General features: G+C 66.9%; 25 protein-coding genes and 1 pseudogene. 14 read left to right on the top strand and 12 right to left on the bottom strand.

The window, feature by feature from the left end; translation table 11 throughout:
• Nucleotides 1-21 precede the first annotated feature (21 nt).
• A complete protein-coding gene (locus JOE30_RS08390; RefSeq protein WP_204866034.1) occupies nt 22-606 on the top strand; it encodes a dihydrofolate reductase family protein in 585 nt (194 codons plus the stop codon).
• Between the two features lie 54 nt (nt 607-660).
• Nucleotides 661-1,011: a VOC family protein gene (locus tag JOE30_RS08385; RefSeq protein WP_204866031.1), complete on the top strand. Its 351-nt coding sequence runs from the start codon at nt 661-663 to the stop codon at nt 1,009-1,011.
• 87 nt (nt 1,012-1,098) lie between these two features.
• Here JOE30_RS08385 and JOE30_RS08380 read toward each other — a convergent pair whose 3' ends face one another.
• Nucleotides 1,099-1,926: a helix-turn-helix domain-containing protein gene (locus JOE30_RS08380; protein WP_204866029.1), complete on the bottom strand. Its 828-nt coding sequence runs from the start codon at nt 1,924-1,926 to the stop codon at nt 1,099-1,101.
• A 49-nt stretch (nt 1,927-1,975) separates the two neighbouring features.
• On the opposite strand from JOE30_RS08380, the gene JOE30_RS08375 reads away from it, so the two are divergent.
• The 4 genes from JOE30_RS08375 (at nt 1,976) to JOE30_RS08360 (ending at nt 5,299) form a co-directional block, all read left to right on the top strand.
• Entirely contained in the window at nt 1,976-2,380 is a 405-nt protein-coding gene (locus JOE30_RS08375) for a DUF6157 family protein (protein ID WP_239532321.1), read from the top strand.
• Between the two features lie 68 nt (nt 2,381-2,448).
• Complete coding sequence (locus JOE30_RS08370; RefSeq protein WP_204866027.1) at nt 2,449-3,033, top strand: dihydrofolate reductase family protein; 585 nt, start codon at nt 2,449-2,451, stop codon at nt 3,031-3,033.
• A 91-nt stretch (nt 3,034-3,124) separates the two neighbouring features.
• Complete coding sequence (locus JOE30_RS08365; RefSeq protein WP_204866025.1) at nt 3,125-3,859, top strand: alpha/beta fold hydrolase; 735 nt, start codon at nt 3,125-3,127, stop codon at nt 3,857-3,859.
• Nucleotides 3,860-3,946: 87 nt separating this feature from the next.
• Nucleotides 3,947-5,299, top strand: coding sequence for an MFS transporter (locus JOE30_RS08360; protein WP_204866024.1), 1,353 nt, complete (start codon nt 3,947-3,949; stop codon nt 5,297-5,299).
• A 10-nt stretch (nt 5,300-5,309) separates the two neighbouring features.
• On the opposite strand, the gene JOE30_RS08355 is transcribed toward JOE30_RS08360, so the two are convergent.
• The 3 genes from JOE30_RS08355 to JOE30_RS08345 all read right to left on the bottom strand — a co-directional run bounded on the left by JOE30_RS08355 (nt 5,310) and on the right by JOE30_RS08345 (nt 8,536).
• Entirely contained in the window at nt 5,310-7,160 is a 1,851-nt protein-coding gene (locus JOE30_RS08355; protein WP_204866023.1) for a bifunctional diguanylate cyclase/phosphodiesterase, read from the bottom strand.
• A 157-nt stretch (nt 7,161-7,317) separates the two neighbouring features.
• Complete coding sequence (locus tag JOE30_RS08350; RefSeq protein ID WP_204866022.1) at nt 7,318-7,782, bottom strand: hypothetical protein; 465 nt, start codon at nt 7,780-7,782, stop codon at nt 7,318-7,320.
• Nucleotides 7,783-7,855: 73 nt separating this feature from the next.
• Complete coding sequence (locus JOE30_RS08345) at nt 7,856-8,536, bottom strand: SDR family NAD(P)-dependent oxidoreductase (protein WP_204866021.1); 681 nt, start codon at nt 8,534-8,536, stop codon at nt 7,856-7,858.
• Between the two features lie 86 nt (nt 8,537-8,622).
• Here JOE30_RS08345 and JOE30_RS08340 point away from each other — a divergent pair, with 86 nt between their 5' ends.
• Nucleotides 8,623-9,450, top strand: a complete 828-nt coding sequence (locus JOE30_RS08340) for a helix-turn-helix transcriptional regulator (protein WP_239532318.1) — start codon at nt 8,623-8,625, stop codon at nt 9,448-9,450.
• Nucleotides 9,451-9,468: 18 nt separating this feature from the next.
• Here the strand turns inward: JOE30_RS08340 and JOE30_RS08335 are convergent, their stop codons facing one another.
• Nucleotides 9,469-9,927, bottom strand: a complete 459-nt coding sequence (locus JOE30_RS08335; protein ID WP_204870163.1) for a MarR family winged helix-turn-helix transcriptional regulator — start codon at nt 9,925-9,927, stop codon at nt 9,469-9,471.
• Between the two features lie 60 nt (nt 9,928-9,987).
• Here JOE30_RS08335 and JOE30_RS08330 point away from each other — a divergent pair, with 60 nt between their 5' ends.
• Nucleotides 9,988-10,359 carry a VOC family protein gene (locus tag JOE30_RS08330; protein ID WP_204866019.1) on the top strand — a complete coding sequence of 124 codons (372 nt, stop codon included), beginning with the start codon at nt 9,988-9,990 and terminating at the stop codon, nt 10,357-10,359.
• Nucleotides 10,360-10,422: 63 nt separating this feature from the next.
• On the opposite strand, the pseudogene JOE30_RS08325 reads toward JOE30_RS08330, so the two are convergent.
• A pseudogene (locus tag JOE30_RS08325) lies at nt 10,423-10,689 on the bottom strand (LysR family transcriptional regulator); the annotation flags it as partial.
• Between the two features lie 98 nt (nt 10,690-10,787).
• On the opposite strand from JOE30_RS08325, the gene JOE30_RS08320 reads away from it, so the two are divergent.
• The 6 genes from JOE30_RS08320 to JOE30_RS08295 all read left to right on the top strand — a co-directional run bounded on the left by JOE30_RS08320 (nt 10,788) and on the right by JOE30_RS08295 (nt 16,918).
• Entirely contained in the window at nt 10,788-11,027 is a 240-nt protein-coding gene (locus JOE30_RS08320; protein ID WP_204866017.1) for a TfoX/Sxy family protein, read from the top strand.
• Between the two features lie 354 nt (nt 11,028-11,381).
• Complete coding sequence (locus JOE30_RS08315) at nt 11,382-12,416, top strand: extracellular solute-binding protein (protein ID WP_204866015.1); 1,035 nt, start codon at nt 11,382-11,384, stop codon at nt 12,414-12,416.
• 52 nt (nt 12,417-12,468) lie between these two features.
• Nucleotides 12,469-13,254, top strand: coding sequence for an SDR family NAD(P)-dependent oxidoreductase (locus tag JOE30_RS08310; protein ID WP_204866014.1), 786 nt, complete (start codon nt 12,469-12,471; stop codon nt 13,252-13,254).
• Nucleotide 13,255: 1 nt separating this feature from the next.
• The gene (locus JOE30_RS08305; RefSeq protein WP_204866013.1) at nt 13,256-14,422 is read left to right on the top strand and encodes an ABC transporter ATP-binding protein; all 1,167 of its coding nucleotides are present in this window, start codon (nt 13,256-13,258) and stop codon (nt 14,420-14,422) included.
• 62 nt (nt 14,423-14,484) lie between these two features.
• On the top strand, nt 14,485-16,143 hold the full coding sequence (locus JOE30_RS08300; protein WP_204870162.1) for an iron ABC transporter permease: 1,659 nt from the start codon (nt 14,485-14,487) through the stop codon (nt 16,141-16,143).
• 10 nt (nt 16,144-16,153) lie between these two features.
• Entirely contained in the window at nt 16,154-16,918 is a 765-nt protein-coding gene (locus tag JOE30_RS08295) for an SDR family NAD(P)-dependent oxidoreductase (protein ID WP_204866012.1), read from the top strand.
• 36 nt (nt 16,919-16,954) lie between these two features.
• Here the strand turns inward: JOE30_RS08295 and JOE30_RS08290 are convergent, their stop codons facing one another.
• The 6 genes from JOE30_RS08290 to JOE30_RS08265 form a co-directional block, all read right to left on the bottom strand.
• A complete protein-coding gene (locus tag JOE30_RS08290; RefSeq protein ID WP_307806105.1) occupies nt 16,955-17,977 on the bottom strand; it encodes an MBL fold metallo-hydrolase in 1,023 nt (340 codons plus the stop codon).
• The gene (locus JOE30_RS08285; RefSeq protein ID WP_204866011.1) at nt 17,974-18,309 is read right to left on the bottom strand and encodes an EthD family reductase; all 336 of its coding nucleotides are present in this window, start codon (nt 18,307-18,309) and stop codon (nt 17,974-17,976) included. The genes JOE30_RS08290 and JOE30_RS08285 overlap by 4 nt, the downstream gene beginning before the upstream one ends.
• Before the next feature lie 89 nt (nt 18,310-18,398).
• Nucleotides 18,399-19,022 (bottom strand): TetR/AcrR family transcriptional regulator, encoded by a 624-nt coding sequence (locus JOE30_RS08280; protein WP_204866010.1) that lies wholly within the window; start codon nt 19,020-19,022, stop codon nt 18,399-18,401.
• 36 nt (nt 19,023-19,058) lie between these two features.
• The gene (locus tag JOE30_RS08275; protein WP_204866008.1) at nt 19,059-20,576 is read right to left on the bottom strand and encodes a class I adenylate-forming enzyme family protein; all 1,518 of its coding nucleotides are present in this window, start codon (nt 20,574-20,576) and stop codon (nt 19,059-19,061) included.
• A complete protein-coding gene (locus JOE30_RS08270) occupies nt 20,573-21,667 on the bottom strand; it encodes an alcohol dehydrogenase catalytic domain-containing protein (protein WP_204866006.1) in 1,095 nt (364 codons plus the stop codon). Before JOE30_RS08270 ends, JOE30_RS08275 begins: the two co-directional genes overlap by 4 nt.
• Entirely contained in the window at nt 21,667-22,449 is a 783-nt protein-coding gene (locus tag JOE30_RS08265) for an SDR family NAD(P)-dependent oxidoreductase (RefSeq protein WP_204866004.1), read from the bottom strand. Before JOE30_RS08265 ends, JOE30_RS08270 begins: the two co-directional genes overlap by 1 nt.
• Nucleotides 22,450-22,461: the final 12 nt, after the last annotated feature.

The following is a 22,461-nucleotide window of genomic DNA, read 5'->3' as shown; positions in this document are numbered from 1 at the left end:
CGACATTCGTAGAGTCGGCGCATGGGAAGACTCGTCGTCTCGGTCCTGACTTCGCTCGACGGCTACTTCGAAGGGCCTGATTCCGACCTGGGATCTCTGCCTTTCGAGGACGCGTTCAACGACCACAATCTGACACTGCTGCGCGACGCGACCGCTGTCGTATACGGGAGCACCTGGTTCGAGAACAACTGGCGCTCGTGGTCGTCGGTGGCCGCTGATCCGTCCAGCACGACCCGTGACCGCGAGATCGCACATCTGGTCACAACTCTCGACTCGGTGGTGGTGAGCGACTCCTGGACCGTCGACCCCGACGCACCCTGGGCTGCCACGTCTCGTGTCGTCTCCCGATCCGATGCACCCGACGTCGTTCGACAACTGAAGGAGCGTGACGACGGCGACCTGGTGATGTTCGGAAGTGCCACCACGTGGAATCCGTTTCTGCCCCTGGGACTTGTCGACGAGCTCGTCGTCCTGATCGGAGCCGGACTCGTCGGCGAAGGCACCAAGGTCTACACCGGTGATGCCGTCGCACTCAGCTTGACGAGCGCTCGCGTGATACCGGATTCGCAACTGGTCGAACTCCGATACCGACCGGACGATCGATGAGTTCCCGACCTCGCGCCGGTCCACACCAGTGACATCCGACGAGAGGACGAGCCCATGATCGACCACGTACTGACCGTCGTACCCGTGCGCGACATCGATGTCGCACGCGAGTGGTACTCACGCCTGCTGGGACGCGAACCTGACAACAACCCCATGCCGAGTCTGATCGAGTGGCAGGTCCTTCCGGGCGCATGGATGCAAGTGTTCCTCGACGCCGACCGGGCCGGCCGGACGCGGTCGAACCTCGCCGTCGACGACCTCGACGCTCACACCGCGGAACTCGCGGGTCGTGGACTCACCGTCGGCGACACCACGGACGCCACCAACGGGGTTCGACTCGCGCCGATCACCGATCCTGACGGCAACGTCATCACCCTGATAGGTGGCTTCCGAACGGTGTACTGACCGCCCGGCGTTCTCGTCGAGAGTGTGCAGCTGTGGTCGTGTTCGACGTCCCCGGAACGGAGAGCAACGGGCGGAGTGCATTCACGATCAGCCCCCTCGTTCCGACGAACTGTTCTCACGCACGTACCGGCCCGGCGTCACCCCGGCCACGCCGCGAAAATCCCGGATGAGGTGCGCCTGGTCTGCGTAGCCGAGGCCCACTGCGATGTCGGAGACGTCGACACCAGGAATGGAGAGTTGTCGCACGACCTCCTGCAGCCGGATACGGCGAGCGACTGCTTTCGGTCCCATACCGAGCGTGGACTGCAGGGCCCGTTGCACGGCTCTCTCACTCGCACCCACTTCGGCTGCCAGCCGAGAGCCGGTTCGGGAACGCACCGTCCGCGACAGCGTGTCCACCACCGCGTTGGCCAGAAGATGCTCGTGCGAGGGCGGTGTGGCGGCGCGGGCCTCCGCGATCACCTCATCGGCGCGCGTCGCGGGATCCTCAGCTTCTGCGATGGCGGACATCATGTCGAAGAGAGTCGCGTCCATACCGCGCTCGAGTGGCGTCTGTGCAGGCAAATTCGACGCCGTGAGGCTCGATATCGCGGCCAGACCCGCGGGCCGCAAACGAATCGCGAACACCGTTCCGGTGCCTCGGATCGTGCGCACCCACGCTGATCGCTGCACGCCGGTGATCATGAACGGGGCGGGGACATCACCCGACTCGATGCTCACCGTGATGGCCGGGAACTCCAGTATCCGTTGCGTGACTTGCTCGTTGGAGGCCAAGTTCCACTCGACAGCCCAGTATGTGTCCACCACGTCCGCGATCGACCCGGCCGGTGGCGACCACCGTGCTGCAAACCGTTCGAGATTCGACGGCACCAGTACGCCCGACCGTTCCGTCACGTCGATCGGCCGTTCGCCCATGTCGTAATTGTGCAATACGACCGCCTCGAACGACGGACATCATGGACTCATGACCACCAACTACCGCAACGTCTTCATCGGAGTGGCACCCGACTGCCCTGCCACCTCCGGCGAGAAACCACCGACGAAGAACGACACGCCGACCATTGCCGAACTGCAGTACAGAATGATCGCCGAGGCCCCCTACACACTCACATCGGACGACGTGTTGTACGCGGTGCACGTGGAGCGATCCGATCCCGCACCGACCTGCCTCACCACCGATCGCGCGAGCTTCTTCGCGGCCGATCGGGCATGCCTGCGTGCATCTCCCCTGGGGAAACGGTACGGCTGGGGCATTCACCACGACGAGAACGAACGTGTCGCTCTCGTCGCCGTCGGCACCGCGGAGTACGACGCGCTTCGCTCTGACCCAGCCATCGCGCAGAAGAGCGCGATGCGGTCCCGACGGTGACGCGATGAGTTCCGGCCACCCGCCGGGTCGATACGACTGACAGCCCACCCACTCGAGGATTGGCAGCGATGGCGACGATCACCGCGTTTCAGAGCATCACCACCGATGGAGTCATGCAGGGCCTCGGACGGCCCGACGAGGACGACCGAGGAGGGTTCGTCCACGGCGGCTGGGGGCAGGGCTACCAGGACGAAGTGTCCATGTCGTTCGCGGCAGAAGGCATGAGCGAGGAGGGTGCATTTCTGTTCGGCCGGAGGACGTACGAGGATCTTCTCGGCTTCTGGACGACGACGTCCGAGCCGAATCCGTTCGCCGACGTCCTGGTCCGGTCTACGAAGTACGTCGTGTCTCGAACCGCGGACACCTATCTCGCCTTTCCGAATTCCCACCTCGTCGCCGGTGATGCCGTGGACGCGGTGCGCGGACTGAAAGAACGCACGATCGAGCCGATGACCATCATGGGTAGCGGTGAACTGGTCCGCAGCCTGCACGCGGCGAGCCTGATCGACGAGTACCTGCTGCAGATCCATCCGATCGTGCTGGGATCGGGCACCCGACTGTTCGGGCCGGCCGACCGGGTCGATCTCGAGCTGGTCAGGTCCGTTCCCACGACCACGGGTGTGATCATTGCTCATTACGTGGTCCGTCGATGACGCCGCAGGGAGCGTAGAGCTGATGCCCCACGTCCGTTCCGCCGATGGCACACCGATCTCCTGTGACCGCCTGAGCACTCACGGGCCAGCGGTGGTGCTCGTCGGAGGCGGTCTGGACGACGGCGCCGAGAACCACCCGCTGGGCGCGCACCTCGCTGATCACTTCGCGGTGGTGAACTACCAGCGCCGCGGCAGAGGTGAGAGCGGTGACGCTGTGTTGTATTCCGTGGAGCGAGAAGTCGAGGATCTCGCGGCCGTGATCGACACTGCCGGAGGGCACGCGCATCTGTTCGGTGCGTCGTCCGGAGGTGCGTTGGCGCTGGAAGCCGCCGCAGCAGGGCTTCCCGTCGACCGCGTCGCCGTTCACGAGGTTCCGTACCAGGTGGAGGCCCCGATGGTCTCCGCCTGGCATGCGTACAGGCGTGAGCTCGAGTCAGCACTCGACGCCGACGACCGCGACCTCGCACTTCGCCTGTTCATGCGACTCGCCGGGTCCTCGGAGGACGACATTGCGGGCGCCGAGGCCTCACCTGTGTGGTCTGCATTGCGTGAGCTCGCGCCGACATTGCGATACGACGCGGAATGCCTCGGCGACGGATCTCCGCCAGTCCACCGCCTCGCCCTCGTTCGGCAACCGGTACTGCTGACGACGACTGTCGGCGTCGACCCACAGATGGCCGGACTCCCCGTCGACTTCTTCGGAGGGGCGGCCGACGCCGCAGCCGACGCTCTGCCCGATGCCCGACGGGTCACCCTCGAGGTCGGTGGACATGTGGCAGATGCCGAAGCGCTGGCCCGAGTCCTCCGTCGGTTCTTCACGGAGTGAACCAACTCGCCATGCGGGCGAGACGTTCGGATCAGCTCGAGCACAAAGGGTGACCGCAGGACAGTTCGTACGCCAGTGTCGGACAACGTGACTGCCCTCACCGATTCGGCCTCGTTCGAACCCGATGCCGACCGGCGCAAGCGCCTCCGCACGGTCGTGGCGTCGAGCCTCCTCGGCACCACCGTCGAGTGGTACGACTTCTTCCTCTACGCCACGGCGGCGAGTGTGGTGTTCGATCGCCTGTTCTTCCCGAATCAGTCGTCCTTCGTCGGCACCATGCTGTCGTTCGCCACCTTCGCCGTCGGATTCGTGGTGCGTCCCATCGGTGGAGTCGTCTTCGGATACTTCGGAGACCGTATCGGCCGCAAGAAGACGCTGGCGTTGTCGATGCTGATCATGGGTGTGGCGACCACCCTGATGGGCGTCCTGCCGACGACCGAGGACGTCGGTCTGCTGGCTCCGATTCTGTTGTTGCTGTTGCGGATCGCGCAGGGTTTCGCGCTCGGCGGCGAATGGGCCGGTGCCGTGCTTCTGGCCGTCGAGCACAGTCCGGCGCGTCGGCGCGGACTGTTCGGAAGCATCCCGCAGGTGGGTCTCGCGCTCGGCCTCGCATTGGGCACCGGAATGTTCGCCCTGCTGCAGGTGATCTTCGACGAGGAGCAATTCCTCTCCTACGGCTGGCGTATCGCGTTCCTCGTCAGTCTCGTTCTGGTGATCGTCGGTCTGGTCGTGCGCCTGAAGGTGGAGGAGACGCCGGCGTTCCGCGAGGTGTCGGAACTCCAGCAACGATCGAGCGCACCGATCAAGGACGTGTTCGCGCGGCGCCATACGCGAAGCACCGTCCTCGGACTGCTGTCGCGATGGGGCGAGGGCGCCGCCTTCAACACGTGGGGTGTCTTCGCCATCACCTACGCGACGACGCAGTTGAAGTTCGACAAGGTCTCGGTCCTGCTCGTGGTCACCGTGGCGGCAGTGGTGATGGCGGTGCTCATCCCGGTGTCCGGGGTGCTCGTGGACAGGGTGGGCGCACAACGTATGTACATCACCGGCATCGCGGCATACGGGCTGGCCGTGTTTCCTGTGTTCGCCCTCTTCGACACGGGCAGGCTGTGGCTCTTCGGACTCGGACTGGTCCTGGTGTTCGGCATAGTCCACGCAACCTTCTACGGAGCACAGGGCACGCTGTACGCGAGCCTGTATCCGACCGAGATCCGCTACACCGGCCTGTCGGTGGTCTACCAGTTCTCCGGGATCTACGCCTCGGGCGTGACGCCGCTCATTCTCACCGCACTGATCGCTGCGGCGAGCGGGTCACCCTGGCTCGCGTGCGGCTTCCTCGTCGGCACGTCGACGATCAGCGTCATCGCCACGGCGCTGATCCGCGAGGACGATCTGCATCTGTCGAGCCATCGCTCCGACACTGAGGCAGCACCCGACTGAGGTGAACAGTTCACGCCTCGCCGACGGTCTCCGCCGGTGGCGCACTGAGCTCCAGCACGGCGGTGGTGTGCTCGGCGTCGACGGGTCTGCCGAGCAGGAACCCCTGCGCCAGATCGCATCCCGTCTCGGCGAGTGCATCGAGTTGCGCCCGGGTCTCGACGCCTTCCCCCACGACGGTCATCTCGTACGCCTTGGCCAACGCGACGATGGCGGTGACGACCGCGCGGCCCCGCCCGGTGTCGAGTGCGTCGATGTATCCCTTGTCGATCTTGAAGCACTCGAACACCGGAAACCGTTCGAGGTAGGCCAGGCTGCTGTGACCGGCGCCGACGTCGTCGAGGAGCAGCGCGACGCCCATCTCGGTCACCGCGGTGAGGTTCCGGGCGACGCGTCCGGTGTCGGCGAGCCACACCGTCTCGGTCACCTCGAGCCCCAGGGCCTGTGGCGGTAATCCGGTCTCCCGGAGCACCGACTCGACCCGCCCGGGGAACGCCGGATCTCGCAGCTGAAGTGCGCTGACGTTCACCCGCACCGTGATCGAGAAGTCCCTGCGCCACCTCGCCGCCTGGCGGCACGCCGTGCGTAGCGCCCAATCCCCCAGCACCGCAGCCAGACCGGTGCGCTCGGCCACCGCCACGAATTCTGACGGTTCGATCTGCCCGAGCGTCGGGTGATTCCAGCGCGCGAGCGCTTCGACGGACACCACTTCCCCTGTCGCGATGTGCACCAAGGGTTGATAAGCGAGGGTCAACTCGTCCATGGCCAGGGCAGCCCGCAGGTCGACCGACAGGGAGCGGACGCGGTCGGCGTCGTAGTGATCGTCCTCGGCATCGAAGACGGCATGCGCTCCGCCGCCGCCGTCCTTGGCGCGGTGCAGGGCCAGATCGACGCGCCGCAGCAACTCCCGCACCGTGACGCCGGGCTCGGACACCGCGATCCCTATCGAGGCACTCATCGGAATGGGGGCATCGGCCGCGGACGGCGGAGCGGCCAGCGCGGCGGTGACACGGAACGCGAGATCCTCGGCGTTCCGGGTGTCGTCGAAACCCCCGCAGACGACGAGGAACTCGTCACCTCCGAAGCGGTACACCGCGTCCCGAGTTCGGACCGCGGCGACGAGACGCTCGGCGAACCGGACCAACGCGCGGTCCCCGGTGTCGTGTCCGAGGCTGTCGTTGATGATCGCGAAATCGTCGATGTCGAGGAGGAGCAACGCCACCTCGTCGCCCTGCGCACGCGCGCGAGTCAACGCATCTCCCACCGCCGAATAGGCCCGCGTGCGGTCCGGAAGTCCCGTGAGTGGATCGTGATCGGTCTGTTCCCTGAGGAGCCGCGAGAGGTCGACGCGTTCGAGCGCTGCGGAGAACACTCCGGCCACCGCCGACAGGAACGCGATGTCCGTGTCGTCGAACAGGTTCGGCTCCGCCCCGAACACGATCAGCGCGCCCCACACCCCGGCGCTCGTCGTGATCGGCATTGCGGCGCCACTGCGAAAGCCGACCGACGACATCGCGGACGTGTCGAACCGTGTCTCGGTCTCGCCGTCCGAGCAGACGGTCAACCGACCGTGCGCCAGGGCGAATCCGGCGAGGGAGCCCGCGCCGGACCGCACCTCGACATCGGTACGTAGCACATGAGTGACCGCGTCGATGCGCAGAAACGGATCCTCCGGACTCTCGTGCCGAGCGAGCGCCGCGGACGCCACGCCCACCAGGGTCGCCGCGGTGGAGGTCGCTGCGGCGGACACCTCGTCCAGGTCAGCGGACACGGCGAGCCTACTGAGCCTGGCGAGCGCGGTCTGCGCCAGCGCGAAGCGTCGGGATGCACGAACGTCCGCGAGGACACGGGCGGGGATCGTCACCATCACTCCGTTCGGCGTTGTGAGTCGATGGCCGGTTCGACCACGGGCACACGTCACGAGCGACAAACCCCGACATTCACGGCTTATGACCCGTCCAGCATTGCACGTCGATCGTTCGGTGGCCGTGCGAATGCCGACGGAGCCGAACGCACTCGTGTCAGCGAGCGGTCGGATAGTGCCCGTCGGGTGCGTTGCTGACCACCAGGCTGCGACCCCGAAGGTCGTCGGGGAGCAGGTCACGCCATCGCAGCGCTTCGTCGAGGTCGGTACTGGTCCACAGAGCCGACACCAGTTCGTCACGTCCCGTCGCGCGCGGCGATCGCAGTTCCACCGTGTACACGTACGGCAACGGATGAAGGCCGGTCATCAAGGGTTCCCAGTCCCCGCGGTCGACTATCCGGCCGTCCGGACCCTCGATGTACTGCACCCGTGCTCCCCAGGCCGCGCAGTACGCGCGAGCCGTCCGCACCGCTGACGAGACGTCGGCCGCTGCCCGCACCACCACGGTGTCGCGGTCGTCGATCAACCACACCAGGAATCGACTCGAGGGTTCGATGTCGGACGTGCCCATCACCTCGAGGAAGTCACACGAGCGCGGCGTCGGTTGAGTGCGATGAACCATGAAACACATTCGCAGGCGATCGCCGATCGGGATGCGTGCTCTTCCTCACCAGGCGTGGTGAGGGCGAGCGCCCTTACAACTCGATCCGCCCGGTGCGGTCGTGGAACTCCCCCGTGGGTCCGTCGCTGCCGAGCAGGGCCAGGCGAACGGTGGCGTCGGTTCCCTCCGTGACCGTCTGATGCCCGGTGTTCCCGTTGAGGTCGGTTGCCGTGTAGCCGGGGTCGGAGGCGTTGATCCGCATCTCGGGGAGGTTCTTGGCGTACTGCACGGTGAGAGTGATGACGGCCGCCTTCGAGGCCGCGTAAGGGATGGCGGCGACAGGGAACTCGTCCCGGCCGGGATCCTGGAGAAAGCGGCCCATTCCGACACCCGAGGCCACGTTGACGATCACCGGATTCGACGACTGCCGCAGCAGCGGCAGCGCTGCCTGCGTCACCCGGACGATGCCGACGACGTTGGTGTCGAGGGTGTCCACCATGGCGTCGGCGTCCAGGTCGTCGACCCCGCCGCCGTGTCCGATGACGCCGGCGTTGTTGATCAGGACGTCCAATCGGGGAAGTGACGACACCGCCGCGGTGACCGAGTCGGTGTCCGTCACGTCCAGTCGTAGTATGTGAACGCCGAGTGCGCGGACATCGTCTGCCTTGTCGGGGTCGCGGACGCCGGCGTACACGTCGACACCGGAGTCGACGAGTCGTCGCGTCGTCTCGAGTCCGAGGCCCTTGTTCGCTCCCGTGATGAATGCTGTTGTCATGTGTCGATCCTGTGGTCCTGCGGCGTGCAGGTCCAGGTACTGCCGGTACCACCCGTACTCGGGCGGCGCGGTGCACGATGGTGGGCATGAGTGAGCTGTCGACGGTGCTCCGGGCGTGGCGGGACCGGACTCGACCGGAGGAGGTCGGCCTGCCTGCCGTCCCCGGCCGACGAGCACCTGGACTGCGCCGTGAGGAACTCGCCACGTTGGCGTCCATCAGCGTCGACTACATCGTCCGCCTCGAGCAGGGGCGGGCGCGGCACCCGTCGGCGCAGACCGTCGCCGCGTTGGCGCGAGCGCTGCGACTGAACGACGAGGAAGTGGATCACCTGTATCGGGTGGCCGGACTGGCATCACCGAACGGTCGCCTCGTTCCACACCACATCGGACCCGGCGTGCGGCGCATGGTCGACCGCCTGGACGACGTGCCCCTGGCGGTCTTCACGGCGGCGTGGGACATCGTCCATCACAACGGCCTCTGGGCAGCCATCAGCGGCGATCCCGCACTGCGACAAGGTGTCGACCGCAATGTGGTGTGGCGCCACTTCACCGACGACTTCACCGGCGTCGGCTACGACGACCGCCATCACGAGGAATTCGGCGAGGACCTCGTCGCCGATCTCCGAGCGGCACACGCCCGGTATCCCGACGACCCGTATCTGACCACCCTCGTCACCCGACTCCGAGCGAGGAGTGCGGACTTCGACGCTCGCTGGGGTCGCGCCACCATGTCGGTGCACAAGGCCAGCCGCAAGGTGATGACGACGCCGGTGGGACCGATCGCCGTCGACTGCGATGTGCTCACCGCACCGGGCAGCGATCTGCGCATCGTCGTCTACACCACCGTTCCCGGCTCCGAGGACGAGCAACGTCTCGAGTTGCTGCGCGTCGTGGGCACGCAGACTCTGGTGTGAGCCGGTCGGGCGGAGCGACTACGCGCGGTTCTCGTCGCCGCGCAGAGCCTGGACGATGCTCTGCAGACTTCGAAACGCACTGTCCCGCTCGGCGGCGGTCATTCCGGACAGCATCCTGACCTCCACCGACCGGACCGCCGCGGTCGCCTGTTCGAGGCTGCGGCGACCACGCGCGGTGAGACGCGTCGGAAGCGCCTTCCCGACGGGAGCCTCCGTCGGCCGGGTCACGAGACCCTCCCGCTCGAGCGTCTGCAGAAGCACATTCATCGACTGACGGGTCACGAAGGCACCGCGTGCGAGTTCGGAATTCGACGACCCCGGCCGTTGGGCCAACAATTCGAGGCACGAGTAGCGCGTCACGGTCATGTCGAGCGGGCGCAGCACCTCCTCCATCGCCGTTCGCAGTGCGCTGGAGGCTTCCTTGAGGGCGTAACCGATCGACGTCTCCAGGTCGATACCCACGCCGTCTCGACTCATGTCAGCATTCTGACATACCTTCGACGTGTCAGGAATCTGACACACACGAGAGGACACCCCATGACCGTCACCGGCCCCGACTTCATCTCGCTGCAGGCTCGTGATCTCGACGCGTCCCGATCGTTCTACGAGCAGTACCTCGGGCTCGTTCGATCGCCCACCGGCCCGCCGCACGCCGTCGTGTTCCAGACGACGCCGATCGCGTTCGCGTTGCGCGACGTCGCTGCGGGCACCGTCCTGGACTCCGCACCGCATCCCGGTGTCGGCACCTCGATCTGGTTGCATGCGACCGACGTACAAGGCATTCACGACGCCCTCGTCGCCGATGGACACACCGTGGTCTCGGCACCGATCGACGGGCCCTTCGGGCGCACCTTCACCTTCGCGGATCCGGACGGCTACCGAATCACACTCCACGATCGCGCCGACTGATCCGTCGTCGCTCAGCGCCGGCATCGGGACGATCATGCTCTCCGCACACCCCCGCACGCCTCGCGGACGCCGCTCCAGCGCAGGACTGCCGATCTCCGTCTCCAACAACGCAAGGTGATGGGAGAGCACGGGTTGCGACAGGTACAGCTGGGCTGCTCCCGCGGTGACAGAGCCGGCGTCGACGACAGCGGGCTCGTACCCGGGCGATCGTGCGACTCGTCGGGGAAATTCTGTCGGGTGTCGAGTGGTGCTTCTGCTCCACTCGGAGCGGCATCGTGCGGGATCCCGCCGATCCGGCCACCGAGCGGCGCAGAAACTCCACTTCCGCAAGTGCCCCCACTATCGGGCCCACCCCTTGCGCGACGCCTGCCGCACGGCTTCGACGAGGAGACGGTCGAACGTCCGATCACCGGGAAAGTCGATCCGAGATGGCCTACGACATCACCTTGGCGAACCGGGTTCGCGCCGCCCTGTCGGAGGAGAAGAACGTCCGCGAGCGAAAGATGTTCGGCGGGTTCGCGTTCACGGTCGACGAGAGAATGGCCGTGTGCGTCGGCACCGGCGGGGGTGCCCTGCTCACTCGGGTGCCCGCCGACCGCGACGCCGACTACCTCGCACCCCCCGGGAGCGCGCCGCGCGGAGATGGGCGCGGGCCGATCGATGGGTGAGGGGTGGATCGCCGTCGACGAGCGCGCGGTGAGGAGCAACGCAGAACTGATGTTCTGGATCGACGCAGTGCGTCAGGTGGACACGACGCCCCGTCGGATGTCCTGACACCCCACCCCGCGAGGGTGCTCCTCCGCGCTGCCCGGTACCCCGACTTCGCGCGGGATCCAGGTCGTCGCTCGCACCATGTCCGACCGTGTCCGCGTCGGCGACCCCGTCGTGGCCGTCATCGCAATGCCCTCACCTGCGTGATTGACATCACAAGGACGTCATACTACTTTCAAACTGACATCAGTTCAGGAAGTCCACTCGCACCGACAGCCGAGCGGCCCTGTGAGTCCGAGAGAGGTCTGACAATGCGAAGGATTCCCCGAGCCATCGCCACCGTTGCCGTGGCAGCGTCGGCGTTCGCGCTCACAGCGTGCGGCGGCAGCACCACCCCGTCCGGGCCCGTCGAGGGCAGCTGGGACGACGTCGTCGCCGCGGCGAAGACGGAGGGCAGCGTGATGCTCTACTCCAGTCAGAAGCCCGCGAACCTGGATGCGCTGAAGGCCGCGTTCACGCAGAAGTACCCGGAGATCTCGATGGACTTCGTGCGCGGAACGGACTCCGAGATCAATCCCCGTATCGAGACCGAGAACCGGACGGGTACGGGCATCGCCGACGTCCACATGGTGACCGACGCGTCGTGGATCGCCAGCGCGTCCGAGTCCGGCACCTTCTCCACCGAGATCGTGGGTCCGGACTTCGACGCACCCGACTACGACCGCGCGGCCAGCGTGAAGAACGACCGCTTCTTCCTGTCCTCCGCGGCCGTCTTCGGCCTCGGATGGAACACGGCCGCGGTGCCCGACGGCCTCGAGACCCCGCAGGACATTCTGGACCCGGCCTACCGCGGCCGTATCGGCATCGTCAATCCGACGGGCATCGCGTCGTACGTCGACCTGTATCGGCACTACGCCGAGAACTACGGCGAGGACTACTGGAACAAGTTGGCCGAACTGCAGCCGCGGGTCTACCCGAGCGCACTGGCCGTCGCGCAGGCCCTGACGTCGGGTGAAGTGGTGGTCTCGCCCAGCGTCCAGCCTCTCGTCACCGAGGTCGACGCGGGCGCTCCCGTCGACTGGGTGCTGCCGGACAACCCCTGGGGCACACCGTGGTACACCCAGGTCCTGAGTGCGGCACCGCATCCGAACGCTGCTCAGGTCCTGGCGGACTTCATGGTGACCGCGGAGGGCCAGGCTGCCCTCAACGGTGGCTACGCCGCCGCGTTGCCGGATGTTCCGGGCGCCGTCGAACGTGCACAGGACATCGAATCACCCGATCCCGCGGAGCTGACGCCCGAGAACGTCGACCGGTACTCGCAGGAATGGTCGCAGCTCTTCCAGTGACGCTGGGCCTACCGACATCGACCATCCGAACTCGTCATCCGAGGAGGTGATCATGGACGCTCCGACGGCGGCATCACACGGCTCACGCGTGCTCGTCACGGGTGCCGCGCGCGGCATCGGCGCGGCATGCGCCGCCCGCTTCGTCGCTCGCGGAGCGACCGTGTACGTCTCCGACGTGGACGACGAGGGTGGTCGGGCAGTCGCCGACAGCCTCGGACCGTCGGCGCACTACCTGCATCTGGACGTGGCGTCGGAAGCCGAATGGGACGCGTGCGTGCAGACGATCGAGGCGGACGGTGGGCGCCTCGACGTGCTGGTCGCCAACGCCGGAGCGGCCCACCGCGCCGACATCGCCGACACCTCGCTCGCGGACTTCCGTCGCATGCTCGACATCAACCTGGTCGGCACCTTCCTCGCACTCAAAAATGCGAACACCGCCGTGAAGTCGGGCGGATCGGTGATCACGGTGTCGTCCCTGCGCGGCATCCTCGCCACTGCGAAGCTCGGTGCGTACGGCGCGTCGAAATTCGGAGTACGGGCCTTGACCCGGGTGGCTGCGCTCGAGCTCGCCGAGCGCGGGATCCGTGTCAACTCGGTGTGCCCGGGAAGCATCGACACCGACATCACCGGCAGTGAGGACTTCGCCGACCACGATGTCGCCGGCTACGTGCGCACCATTCCCATGCAGCGGCGAGGCACCACCGCCGACGTCGCGGACGCCGTCGTGTTCCTCGCCGGATCCGAGAGCAGTTACATCACGGGCACCGACCTCGTCGTCGACGGTGGTCTGGCGGCCGGCGCGCGAACACCCACACACACCTCTGGACAGAAGGCATGAGATGACCGATCGCTTCACCATTTCCGGACTGACCAAGACGTACGGCAGCACGACGGTCGTGGACGGTCTCGACATCGACATCGAGCAGGGCGAGTTCCTGGTTCTCCTCGGCCCGAGTGGCTGCGGGAAGACCACGACGTTGCGGTGCCTCGCGGGGCTCGAGACACCTCAGGGCGGGCGGATCTCGTTCAAGGACAGGACGGTCTTCGACGCGGATCAGCGCGTCGACGTCCCCGCTCACAAGCGCAACATCGGCATGGTCTTCCAGTCGTACGCCCTCTGGCCGCACATGACGGTGCGCCGCAACATCAAGTACCCGCTGGACGTCCGCGGACTCACCAAGTCCTTCGGGCCGGGAGCTGTCGAGGCAGCGGCCGACATGGTCGACTGCGGCGCCCTGCTCGACCGATACCCGTCTCAACTCAGCGGTGGTCAGCAACAACGCGTGGCTGTCGCACGCGGTCTGGTGGCGCGCCCGGATCTCATCCTCTTCGACGAGCCCCTCAGCAATCTCGATGCGCGGCTGCGTGACCAGGTGCGTTCCCAGATCCATCAGCTGCACCGCGAGCTCGGGTTCACCGCCGTGTTCGTGACCCACGACCAGTCCGAGGCATTCGCACTCGGCGACCGCCTCGCGATCATGAAGTCCGGCCGCATCGAACAGCTCGACACGCCGTCACATCTCTTCGAGAACCCGGCTTCGGATTACGTGGCGGCCTTCATCGGCATGGCCAACAAGCTCGAACTCACACGAGGACACGACGGGTGGCAGACCTCCGCGGGAGACTCGATGGACCTCCGCGATTCGGTGATCCGCGATCGAGCCGACGAGGGCGACGCCGCGGTCGCGCGTCTGCGTCCCGACGACCTGCTTCTGCATCGCAGCATGACCGAGGTCCCGGCCGGTAACCTCGGACTGCACGCGTCCCTCGTCGACTACGAGTACGGGGGTCGACATTTCGACGTGTCCGTCCGATCCGGCGCGGAGACTCTCACCCTACGAGCCGCTGCCGCCGAACACGGTGCCGCACTGCGATCTGCCGAACTCGGTGACGCTGTGGTCGTCTCCTTCTCCCCCGCAGCGCTGCGGGTGTTCCCCTCGGCGCCCTTCACCGCACCAGCCGCCGACAGTGCACCCGTGGCCGCAGCAGTGGGGAGCGCATCGTGACCGCCACCCTCACGCCCCCCGACACCGACACGACGCCGCCGGCGGCGGGACGACGATCCCGGCTGACCGGTCCCTGGCGCGCTCGCCTCGGTTACGGCATCCTCCTCGCCGTTCTCGCCTATCTCGTCGTCCTCCCCATGGTGCGCCTGCAGATACTCGCATTCGAGGACGGCGCACGGGGCTATCGCAGCCAGTACGGCCGGTTCGACATCGCTCAGACACTCTGGACCACAGTGATTCTGGCATCGGGATCGCTGGTCATCGCGCTGGTTCTCGGTACTCTGCTCGCCTACGCCGCGAGCCGCCTCCCGGCTCGGCTCGGGTTCCTGAGGATGATTCCGATCCTGCCCATCGTTCTACCCGCCGTCGCCAACATCGTCGGCTGGGCCTTCCTGCTGTCGCCGGGACCCGGTTACCTCAACGTCGTACTGCGCGCGCTGCCCTGGTGGAGCGATCTCGAGAGCGGCCCCGTGGACGTCTACACGGTGCCCTGGATCGTCATCCTCACCGGGTTCGGCCTGACGTCGTTCGTCTATCTCTTCGTGTCCTCGGGGATGGACAACATCAGTTCGGAGCACCTCGAAGCCGCTCGGATCAGCGGATCGTCCTCGGTGGGCGTCTTCTTCCGCATCGTTCTCCCCCTGCTCCGTCCGTCACTCATCTACGGCGGCGGCATCGCGTTCCTCCTCGGGCTGGGCCAGTTCACGGGACCTCTCCTGCTGGGTCAGAACAGCGGAGTGAAGGTCCTTACCACCGAGATGTACCGGCGAGTGTCGGAATCACCGTCGGACTTCGCGGCAGCCGCTGCTGCCGGATCACCACTCGTCCTGTTCGGACTGGCGCTGGTTCTCGTACAGAAGCTGTTGCTGGGAAATCAGAGTCGCTTCGTCACGCACGGCGGGAAGGCGTTCTCCGCACCCTCGGGCCGCGGAACGTGGGCGGCCGTCACCATCAGCGTCTATGCCCTGTTCGCGCTGCTCATCCCCATCGTCGGACTCGTCATCGTGTCCCTGACGCCGTACTGGTCGGACACTCTGAGCCTGGATCTGCTGACCCTGGACAACTTCCGGGTCCTCATCTCCGACGACGCGATAGTCCAGTCCGTGCTCACCAGCATCCTGACGTCTCTCGGCGCAGTGGCCGTGTGTATTCCCATCGGCTTCGCCATGGCCAACCTGTTGGTCCGCGGCCGGCGCTTCCGGATCCTGGGCATGATCGGCGACTTCATCACCGCACTGCCCTTGGGAATCCCCGCAGTGATCTTCGGTGTCGGCTTCCTCCTCACCTACACCGAACCGCCGCTGATCCTCTACGGAACCCGAACGGTGATCGTGCTCGTCTACATCGTGTTGATGTTGCCGTTCTCGGTGCGACTGCAGATGACGGCGATGCTCGCGCTGGGTAACACCTACACCGAGGCGTCGGCAACCAGCGGCGCCTCACCGATCGTGACCAATCTACGAATCCTGCTGCCTCTCATGCGCGGAGCCATCTTCGGTGCGGTGGCACTGATGTTCATCCTCCTGACCCACGAGTTCGCCGCGTCGCTGCTCGTCCGTGCGTCGACCACACAAGTCATGGGCACGCTGCTCTACGACATGTGGCAGAACGGTTCGTACCCACTCGTCGCGGCGATGGCACTGCTCATGACCGCGGTGACCACCACGGGAGTTGCGATCGCCATGCTCGTCGGCGGCCGCAACGTCCTCAGCAAGCTCTGAAAGGCTCACCATGCCCGAAGGCAACACACGACTGACCGACAAGGTGGTCCTCGTGACCGGCGCCACCGGTGGAATCGGCGTCGACATCGTGACCAGGCTCGCCTCCGAGGGAGCCCGCGTGGTCGTCACCGATGTGAATCGAAGTGCGTGCGACACGGCGATACAAGCGCTCGAAGACTCTGGCTCGCATCTGGCATGCGCGCTCGACATCACCGACGAGGAGCAGTGGGCAGCGACTCTCGCCCTCGTGGAGGAGCGGTACGGCACCCTCGACGCCGTAGTCAACAACGGGGCGATCGGCTCGCTCGCCACGGTCGTCGACGAGACCGTGGAGAACTACCGCACGGTCGTGGAGGTCAGCCAGACCGGTACGTGGCTGGGGATGAAGCACGCCGGCGCCATGATCGAACGAACGGGCGGCGGATCGGTGGTCAACATCTGTTCCATCCTGGGCAGCGTCGGCGGACTGGGTAACAGCATCGCCTACGCGGCGGCGAAGGGCGCCGTGCGGACCATGACGAAGAACGCGGCACTGCACTGGGCTCGCCTCGGGGTGCGGGTCAACTCGATCCACCCCGGCTTCATCGCGACCCCGCCACTGCTCGCGCGCTACGAGGGCACCCCACGCCACGAGGCCATGCTGGCCGGCACGCCGATGGGACGACTGGGTTCCGGCGCGGAAGTTGCTGCGGCGGTAGCATTCCTGGCCGGAGACGATGCGCGCTTCATGACCGGTACCGAGTTGTACGTCGACGGTGGCTGGACCGCCGCCTGAGTCTCGGGCGGCCGACCCGAGACTCGGGCGGCCGCCTCAGTCTGAGGCCACTCCGAACACGTCGACGCCGTGTCGGTTCTCCACACCCAGCCCGCCCCGGTGAACCTCGAGATCGAGGTGGGCCAAAGTCTCGCACACCGCGACCATGCGGTCGAATGTTCCGAGATCAGAGAAGGGCCGATCACGTCGCGTCCACGGCAGGCGTTCGGCGACATCGAGGCCGGTCGCCCGGGTCATCTCGGCAACGACGGCCCGGGTCGCCGCCAACCTGCGGGCATGGTGATCGAGGAGTTCGCGCACGCGCGCGTGCAGTCCCACACCGGTGTCCCCGTGAGCGGGCAGTACGGTGCGATCACGATCGTCGAGCATCATCTCGAGCGACTGCAGGTAGTGCCCCAGGGGTAGATCCCACTCGCCGAGCTCGAATCCGATGGACGGGGTGATGGTGGGCAGAACGTGGTCGCCGGTGTAGCTGATGTCGCGGTCTAGATCGTGGAACACCATGTGCCCCTTGGTGTGCCCCGGCGTGTGCACTGCGGTCAGGCGATGACCGGGTATGTCCAGCACGCCCTCGGTGAGCCACGCGTCCGGAGATTCCCAGTCGGCTGCGTCGAAGTCCTCGTCGCTGGTGTCCACACGAACCGCCCGGGCGATGTCGTCGGCGCCCGCCCGCTCGAGCTCTCGCAACGACGACGTCGGCATGTTGGAGGCCAGCTCTCCGATGGCCACGATCCCCGGCGCCTCGGCCGACCCGAGGTGGATACGGCAGCCGTGACGACGGCGGAGGTCGACGGCGAAGGTGTAGTGATCGCGGTGGACATGGGTGACGAACACGTCGTGCACGTCGTCCGGACGGTGTCCGAATTCAGCAAGGGCAGAGCGGAACTCGTCGTACGTGTCCGGTCGACGCCACCCCCCGTCGATCAGGGCCAGTCCCCGGTCGGTCTCCAGCGCGTAGACGTTGATGGCGCGAAGTCCGTCGGACGGCATCTGCAGTGGCACCCGGTGGATGCCGTCCGCGATCCGAACGGATCCCGGATCGGACCACCGGGCAGTCACGAGGTGGTCGAGGTGTCGGCGACCATGGTCCGCTCGTCGCCGTACCAGATCATCCGACGCCCACGCATCGTCCCGACGTGCTCGACGGCGACCTTCCACTCCGGGCTGGCCAGAGCGGCCTCGAGATCGTCTCGCGAGGCGAAGCTCAGAATGGACAGTCCGTCCCACCCCGAGCTGCGCTCGTCGATCGCGTGGACGATGTCGATGTGCTGCCACCGCAGCAGGCCCGGGAGAGGGTAGGTCACCTCGGCGTGCTCGCCTCGCCACCACGTCATGAACTGCTCGTGCGTCCAGTCGTTCGGACGCGCGGCGAGAACCATCAGGTCGAACATGAGTACCTCCACAGTGTGATCAACATGAATTCGGTTCGGTATTGGGGAGCAGCGATCGAGTCGCCGCTGACCGGGCTCACGCCCAGCTGTCAGGGACGCACCATCTTGAGCACCGCGGAGGTGACGGTCTCGGCGATCTCGTCGAGGGTGGCGGGGCCGTTCGGCCGGTACCACCGCCACACGCTGATGACGAGGGCGAGAACCAGTCGTCCCACGGTCTTCGGATCTCCGTCGGCGAAGACCCCGTCCTCCATGCCACTGGCGATCAGTCTCGTCCACCGACGCTCGATCTCCTGGACCAGCTCCCGGGACTGGAGACGCTCGGCCTCTTCCTTCCCCGACTGCCGCTCCGTCGCCAGAAGGTCCATGTGGTTCTGCAAGATTCGACGCTGCAGAGCGTCCAGCGGCGAGGCCTGGAGTGCACCCGCGACGGCGGCTCGCAGCGCCGCCTCCGGGTCGCTCTGCTCGGCCGTGGCGGCGTCGAACCGCTCGACGGAATCGGCCAGTTCGAGACGCATGATGGTGAGCAGACAATGCGCCTTGGATTCGAAGTAGTGGTAGAGCGCGGTCTGGCCGATCCCGACTTCGTCCGCCACCGAGGCCCACTTGGTGTGGTCGTAGCCCACCCTGCCGAACTGCTCGATGGCGACGGTGAGGATGCGGGACCGCTTCGATCGAGGGCTCTCGCGACGGTCCGTCGTTCCCACGCTCATCCTGCCACCTCCGAACGTGTCGTCATCGACACCACCTTACTGGTCTCGAGGTGAATTCGGATCGGTTACTCCGGCGAGACGCGCCGCCATCCGCACGGCATCGGGTCGGGAGAGCTTCCCGACACGGTTCTGCGGCAGATCGTCCACCGCGAAGACGTACTCCGGCCAGTTGTGACGTGGCACGCCGCGTCGGGACAGACCGTCCGTCACCTCGGCCAGGCCGAGAGCGCGTCCGTCGGTCACCACCAGCGCGCCGGCGCGCTCGGACAAGAGCTCGTCCGGTATCGGCACGACACAGACCTGCACGATTCCGGGGACGCCGGCCACCGCTGCCTCGACCTCGTTGATGTCGATGTTGCGACCCCCGCGGATGATGATCTGCTTCTGTCTGCCCATCACGGTGATGCTGCCGTCGGTCGCCACCTCGACGAGATCACCGGTCGGGAGGAAGCCGTCGTCGGTCAGTGTCGGTGCCGCGACCTGGCCCCCGCGTGCATAACCGACGAACATCGACGGTCCGCGCACCTGTGCGTCGCCGATCTCCCCGGTTCCGACGTCCTCCCCCGCACCGTTCACGGCCCGCACGATCGTGCCGGGGAACGGCCGACCGTCCGTACCGAGTCGAATTCGAGAGTCGTCGTCCGGCGACGCGGTCGTGTGACCGAGGCACTCGGACATACCGAACACCCGCAGGAACGTCGTGCCCAGAAACTGTTCGGCGCGTTCGAGAGCCGACGCATTCATGGGGCCTCCGCCGACCGTCATCGCCCGCATCCCCGCGAGTCGACCGGCTCCGTTCTCGACGAGGGACAGTTGCAGCGCCATCGTCGGCACCAGCATCGTCCAGCGGACGTCGTGAGCGGCCATCGCGTCGAGCGCGGCCGCCGGCGACCACTTGCCGATCGAGACCATGGGTCCGCCCACGAACAACGGCAGATACATCCCGAAACACGCTGCGGCGACGGAGGACAGTGGCACGAAGGCGCCCACCGCGTCGCCCGGCCGCAGACCCACCGCGTCCCTCGTGCACGAACAGGCATAGCGCAGTGCGTCCTCGGACTGGACGACACACTTGGGGCGGCCCGTGGATCCGGAGGTCATCGCGATGACGCTGCCTCCGTTCCAGCGCGACACACCTCGTGGGTCACCGAGCCGCGCACGCAGATGACGGTCGCCGACCGCCGCGTCACCCGGCAGGAAATCCTGGTCGGACACCCCCCACTGTTCGAGTGTGCGGAGGTCGGCCACCACCATGTCGGGGTCGACGTCCTCGACGGCGAGCACGAACTCCGATGCCGTGGCGTGCGGACTGAGCACGGCCACCACCCCTCCACGCAACCCGACTGCCAGTGCCGTGGCCACCGTCTGCCAAGTGTTGTCCGCCTGGATCAGCACGGTGGGCGGTGTGGGGTCGTGCTGTGCCATGTGCTCGGCACCGCGTTCGGCGGCAGCCATCACGTCGGCGAGTCGATGGGTGCCGTTCAGGTCGATCACGGCGATCGCGTCGGGGAGCTCCCGGACGCGGTCTCGCAGTTCGAGCGCGAGAGTCTTCACTGACGGTGGTCCTTTCCGGCATCACGTTCTGGGGTGGGGTCGTCGGACGTGGTGGGCAGGAGCACGGTTCGGCCGGCGTCCTCCCCGGCGCGCAGACGCGCGTAGGCGTCGATCGCCTCGTCGAGAGGTCTCGTGGTCACCTCGGGCAGCAACTCCCCGGACTCCGCGAGCGCCACCACCTCGACCAGGTCCGCGCGACTGCCCCAGAAAGGAGCCGAGACCTGCCACCCGGCGGCGATCCCCCGGTTCTTGGCAACCGACACGGACCCTCCGGCGCCCCCCACCACGACGAGGCGCCCTCCGGGTACGAGCGTGGCCAGCCCCGCGGCCATCGTGTCGTCGCCGCCGACGAAGTCGAACACCACGTCGACGCCCCCGAGATCTCTCGTGGCCGAGGCCGCCTCGGCCAGAGACGAGTACACCGCGGTCGCGCCCATGGTCGTCGCGGATTGTCGAGCCGCTTCCCGCGGATCGACGGCCACGACGTGGCCTGCTCCCCGGAGCGACACCAATCTGACTGCGAGGTGACCGAGACCGCCGACACCGACGATCAGGACCACGGCGTCGGAGTCGAGGAGGTCGGCCTGACCGCTGACGGCGTGATGCACGGTGGCGCCCGCATCGGCGAGGGGTGCTGCGAGTTCCGGTGCCAGAGAGCCGGTGTCGACCAGTACGCCGCCGTGGGGAACCACCATGTACTCGGCCAGTCCCCCCGGTGCGCCGAGCCCGTTCCCGATCACGGCGAGCCTGCCGTCGACCGGTTGCAGTGCGAGACAGTAATTCTCCCGCCCTCGCTGGCAGTTGCGGCAGATCCTGCAGGACCACACGCCGTGGACGACCACGGAGGATCCCACCGTGTCGCCATCGGCATCGGGGCCGGCAGCGACGACACGACCCGCCACCTCGTGTCCCAACGTGAGCGGCAACGGGTAGTCGAAGCGCCCTGCCGGTGAATCGGATACCGACAGATCGCTCCGACACAGGCCCGCTGCCGTGACCTCCAGCAGCAATTGCTCTCCCGTCGGTTCGGGAACGGGAATGTCCCGCAGCTCGGGAGCAGAGCCCCACCCGAGCAGTTGCACAGCGAGCATCAGCGTGCCGTCCAGCCGCCGTCGACCACCAGGGTGTGCCCGGTGACGTACGACGAGGCATCCGAGGCGAGGAACAGCACCGCGCCGTCCACCTCGCCCGCGGTACCCCCGCGACCGAGCATCGTGTTACGTCGCACCCACCCGGCCGATTTCTCGTTCTCGAAGAGCCCGTCGGTCATCTCGGTGTCGAACCAGCCGGGAACCACCGCGTTCACGCGGATGCCCCGTCTCCCCCATTGCCCGGCGAGTTCGCGGGTCAGGCCGAGGACGCCGGCCTTGGACGCCGCGTAACTCGCACCGCCGATGGGGGCGGTGGACACGAGACCGACGACGGACGAGATGTTGACGATCGAGACCGCAGCGGACTCGGGCGTCGTCGAGGCGACGTGCACCGCCAGATGGAAGCCGGCGAGAAGGTTCACCTCGAGGATTGCCGAGAAACCCTCGGCGGTCTCCTGTTCCGCGTCCGGCGGACCGGGCATCCCGGCGTTGTTGACCAGGATGTCCAGCCGCCCGGTCTCCGTGCGGCACCGATCCACCAACGCCCGGCGGTCCTCGTCGGAGGTCACGTCGCACCGCACGGGAACGAGGCCGGGGACGGCCTCCGCCACCGCGGCCAGACGATCCGCGCGCCGTGCCGCCGCGTACACCGTGGCTCCGGCGGCGGCGAGCGTTCGAGCGAAACCGAGACCGAGACCCGACGACGCTCCGGTGACCACCGCTGTTCGACCGGTCAGGTCGAACAGCGCAGCGGGGCCAGGGGTGTCGTTCACTTCTGTCACGTCGGAGTCCTC

Origin of the sequence: Rhodococcus sp. PvP016, from assembly GCF_017832185.1 — a bacterium.
Lineage (GTDB): Bacteria > Actinomycetota > Actinomycetes > Mycobacteriales > Mycobacteriaceae > Rhodococcoides.
Note: the sequence above shows the minus strand (reverse complement) of the source record. Positions and strands in the feature narration are given on the sequence as shown.

Excerpts from the sequence above, each read along its gene's own strand:
- JOE30_RS08390 (WP_204866034.1), top strand. The coding sequence starts at position 22 with ATGGGAAGACTCGTCGTCTCGGTCCTGACTTCGCTCGACGGCTACTTC.
- JOE30_RS08385 (WP_204866031.1), top strand. The coding sequence starts at position 661 with ATGATCGACCACGTACTGACCGTCGTACCCGTGCGCGACATCGATGTC.
- JOE30_RS08380 (WP_204866029.1), bottom strand. The coding sequence starts at position 1,926 with ATGGGCGAACGGCCGATCGACGTGACGGAACGGTCGGGCGTACTGGTG.
- JOE30_RS08375 (WP_239532321.1), top strand. The coding sequence starts at position 1,976 with ATGACCACCAACTACCGCAACGTCTTCATCGGAGTGGCACCCGACTGC.
- JOE30_RS08370 (WP_204866027.1), top strand. The coding sequence starts at position 2,449 with ATGGCGACGATCACCGCGTTTCAGAGCATCACCACCGATGGAGTCATG.
- JOE30_RS08350 (WP_204866022.1), bottom strand. The coding sequence starts at position 7,782 with ATGGTTCATCGCACTCAACCGACGCCGCGCTCGTGTGACTTCCTCGAG.
- JOE30_RS08345 (WP_204866021.1), bottom strand. The coding sequence starts at position 8,536 with ATGACAACAGCATTCATCACGGGAGCGAACAAGGGCCTCGGACTCGAG.
- JOE30_RS08340 (WP_239532318.1), top strand. The coding sequence starts at position 8,623 with ATGAGTGAGCTGTCGACGGTGCTCCGGGCGTGGCGGGACCGGACTCGA.
- JOE30_RS08335 (WP_204870163.1), bottom strand. The coding sequence starts at position 9,927 with ATGAGTCGAGACGGCGTGGGTATCGACCTGGAGACGTCGATCGGTTAC.
- JOE30_RS08330 (WP_204866019.1), top strand. The coding sequence starts at position 9,988 with ATGACCGTCACCGGCCCCGACTTCATCTCGCTGCAGGCTCGTGATCTC.
- JOE30_RS08320 (WP_204866017.1), top strand. The coding sequence starts at position 10,788 with ATGGCCTACGACATCACCTTGGCGAACCGGGTTCGCGCCGCCCTGTCG.
- JOE30_RS08315 (WP_204866015.1), top strand. The coding sequence starts at position 11,382 with ATGCGAAGGATTCCCCGAGCCATCGCCACCGTTGCCGTGGCAGCGTCG.
- JOE30_RS08310 (WP_204866014.1), top strand. The coding sequence starts at position 12,469 with ATGGACGCTCCGACGGCGGCATCACACGGCTCACGCGTGCTCGTCACG.
- JOE30_RS08305 (WP_204866013.1), top strand. The coding sequence starts at position 13,256 with ATGACCGATCGCTTCACCATTTCCGGACTGACCAAGACGTACGGCAGC.
- JOE30_RS08295 (WP_204866012.1), top strand. The coding sequence starts at position 16,154 with ATGCCCGAAGGCAACACACGACTGACCGACAAGGTGGTCCTCGTGACC.
- JOE30_RS08285 (WP_204866011.1), bottom strand. The coding sequence starts at position 18,309 with ATGTTCGACCTGATGGTTCTCGCCGCGCGTCCGAACGACTGGACGCAC.
- JOE30_RS08280 (WP_204866010.1), bottom strand. The coding sequence starts at position 19,022 with ATGAGCGTGGGAACGACGGACCGTCGCGAGAGCCCTCGATCGAAGCGG.
- JOE30_RS08270 (WP_204866006.1), bottom strand. The coding sequence starts at position 21,667 with ATGCTCGCTGTGCAACTGCTCGGGTGGGGCTCTGCTCCCGAGCTGCGG.